Annotated in this window: 5 protein-coding genes; 4 read left to right on the top strand and 1 reads right to left on the bottom strand. The window is 37.3% G+C overall.

Annotation, left to right across the window (positions count from 1 at the left end; translation table 11 throughout):
* The coding region (locus L652_RS0103090) for a tyrosine/phenylalanine carboxypeptidase domain-containing protein (RefSeq protein ID WP_024594832.1) at positions 1–548 on the bottom strand (548 nt) is incomplete at its 3' end.
* A gap of 146 nt (positions 549–694) precedes the next feature.
* Here L652_RS0103090 and L652_RS0103085 point away from each other — a divergent pair.
* The 4 genes from L652_RS0103085 to L652_RS0103070 all read left to right on the top strand — a co-directional run.
* Positions 695–952, top strand: coding sequence for a DUF3081 domain-containing protein (locus tag L652_RS0103085; protein ID WP_024594831.1), 258 nt, complete (start codon positions 695–697; stop codon positions 950–952).
* Positions 952–1,257, top strand: coding sequence for a hypothetical protein (locus tag L652_RS0103080; RefSeq protein WP_002958617.1), 306 nt, complete (start codon positions 952–954; stop codon positions 1,255–1,257). The genes L652_RS0103085 and L652_RS0103080 overlap by 1 nt, the downstream gene beginning before the upstream one ends.
* Positions 1,258–1,666: 409 nt before the next feature.
* The gene (betI, locus tag L652_RS0103075; protein ID WP_024603276.1) at positions 1,667–2,242 is read left to right on the top strand and encodes a transcriptional regulator BetI; all 576 of its coding nucleotides are present in this window, start codon (positions 1,667–1,669) and stop codon (positions 2,240–2,242) included.
* A gap of 1 nt (position 2,243) precedes the next feature.
* Positions 2,244–2,883, top strand: a 640-nt coding sequence (locus L652_RS0103070; RefSeq protein ID WP_024603275.1) for an aldehyde dehydrogenase family protein, incomplete at its 3' end; no start/stop codon positions are given.

Here is a 2,883-nt window from a genome sequence, read left to right as displayed (position 1 = left end):
CCTGCCATACTAGCGGTTACTTGCTCAGACAAAATACGCACTGCATCAACAGCATCAATATTTTTAGGGTCGTCAGGCAGTATGTCGGCTATAAGTAAATTTTGCAGCGGTTTATCTAGCATATTAGCTAGCTCAGAAAGTGAGGGCTCACCGGCATGAAATAAATCTTTAGGGTGACCAAATAACTCCACCGATAAGTCATGAAACTCTGGTGTGCCACGATACTCAAGCATGCTTAATACTGTTTTATACTCTGTGCACATTTTTCCCATGTATTGAGCTATGGGATTTAACTGACCCAATTGGTTAATAATGTTACGGTGCAAAGTAGAAAACGCTTGGCGTAACTCGCTAGGTACAAAACCAAGATCGCGCTGTTGATAGTATGCACGATCGATCAGTGGATTTTTTTGACATTTTTGTCTAAAAAACTCCTCTTTAGTTTGTTTATCCCAATTAATAGCATCGAGTATCCTAATAGGCGTTTGCAATGCAATTAATTGATCCGATAACTCACGAGTTTTTAGTAGTAACGCCTTGTCTATCATGGTGTAAGCTCAACAATAAATGAATTTTGAGCATAATTTAAAAAGGCCAAATTACAAAGCAATATCACATTTTTTTAGCTATTGTTTTTAAGATGATCGACCCTCATATCTATATCGTATTAGCTTTTTAATAAAAGGTATAAAACATGAAAAACGAACTCGACAATAAACAGATTTTAGCCGTATATGAACGCATAATTCAAAAAGGTGAAATGACTGATGAAGGTAAGCATTATCAAGGCGTTACTGCTTATTCAGACGTAGACGGTTACACCGTATATCTACAAGGTAGCGGCGTAGAACTGCGCTTTGGTTTTCATAATACTTACCACCTTAACTACGAGCATGAAAAGCATAAAGACGACTTTTTGAAAAAATTATATAACATTGCAAACGAGAGCTAATGCACCCACGAAAACTCAGACACCGCCCGACCAGTAAGCTCAATACTACTTTTATTAATCAAGTAGTAGAAGAGCTTAAAGCTAATCCAAGTAAAGTCTCTATTATTCAAGACAACCTAGAACAGTACCGTTCTCAAACTCATTTAAAGCGTGGTTTTTTACTGGCTATAGAGCGCTTTGATTGGGTATTTGAAGCAAGCAAAGATATTGATTTCATTTGCCAGCAAATTTTAGCTGATGACTACATTGGCAATAGACTAAGACGTTACCCCCTACTTTTTAAAGGCGTTATTAATAATGCCTAACCTTTCAATACCAAGCGCTTTAAAGCGATAAAACCACAAAGTTTACTCTCCATATAAATTTATTAGAGCACTAAGCAATTGCAGGTTTAGTGCTCTTTTGTATCAAAATAATACTATTAGTACTCTAACTATTATTGTTCTAATGGTTTTTTGACATTTTATTCATTTATTGCTGTAAACAAATCATTACTATTATTAAATTTAAAAATTAAATTCTCAAGCTACTGTTTTAAATAAAATTTAATAAATAAAAACCACATCTTCTTTGTCCTATTAATTGCTCTTTTATTAATGATTAATCTACATTTTGGCATCTAGATATTTACCTCAACCTTGAATTGTTAGAGCTATTACCTTAAGCTTATCTTTATTGAACGTTCAATTAATAAAAATTATGCCTAAAGTTGGAATGGAACCTGTCAGGCGTCAGCAGCTAATTGACGCAACTATAGAATCTGTTGCGACGAATGGATTACAAGGAACGACTATAAACAGCATTAGTAAAAATGCAGGTTTATCGTCGGGTATTATTAGTCATTATTTTGGTGGTAAGCAGGGGTTGATTGAAGCCACTGTTCGATACTTACTAACAAGCTTAAAACAAGACTTGATAGGCAAAGTAAATCATCAAACAAATGCGACTGAACGTTTAATGTTTATTATCGAAGCCAACTTTGCGCTTGTACAACAGCGTAATGATACAACCCGAACGTGGTTAAGTTTTTGGGCGCAATCGATGCATGATGAAGAATTACACCGACTACAAAATGTAAACAGTAAACGCTTGCAAAGTAATTTAGCATTTTCTTTTAAACAATTAATGCCTATTGAGCAAGCAAATCAAGCTGCAGAACTTAGCGCCGCAATGATCGATGGCCTATGGTTAAGAGCAGTACTGAGTAAATCAGACAATAATCAGTTTAAACACTGTGAAAAGTTAGCAAAAAGCTATGTACTTTCACTTATCAAGCAATATGGAGCCTAGCGTGACTACACCTGTCTATCAAAATTTTATTAACGGCCATTTTCTTGCAAACCAGAACGGCAAAACATTTGATGTAACAAACCCAGCAACGGGCGAGGTTATTTACGCAGTAGAAATTGCCGACGAATTTATTCAAAACGCAGCCATTGCCAGTGCAAAGCAAGGTTTTGCTCAGTGGTCAGCAATGACACCCATTGAACGTAGCCGCATTTTATTAAAAGCAGTGGCTATTTTACGCGAGCGCAACGATGAACTAGCACTTGTAGAAGTACTCGACACCGGTAAACCAATGCAAGAAGCAAATTGTGTTGATATTGAAACTGGCGCTGATGTAATTGAATACTTTGCAGGTCTTGCGCCAGCACAAGTAGGCCAACAACAAATGGTTGGTGATGACTTTTACTACACACGCAAAGAACCATTAGGTATTTGTGCGGGTATTGGTGCATGGAACTACCCACTACAAATTGCATGTTGGAAGTCGGGCCCTGCCCTTGCTGCTGGTAATGCATTTATATTCAAACCATCAGAAGAAACACCACTGGGCGCTCTTAAACTTGCAGAAGTATTTGTTGAAGCTGGCGTACCTGCAGGTGTGTTTAATGTGGTTCAAGGCGCGGGCGATGTAGGCCAGTGGCTAA

It is taken from the genome of Pseudoalteromonas sp. TB25, assembly GCF_000497995.1.
Taxonomy (GTDB): Bacteria; Pseudomonadota; Gammaproteobacteria; order Enterobacterales; family Alteromonadaceae; genus Pseudoalteromonas; species Pseudoalteromonas distincta.
The sequence above is the reverse complement of the archived record's forward strand: the minus strand, read 5'-3'. Positions and strand labels throughout refer to the sequence as shown.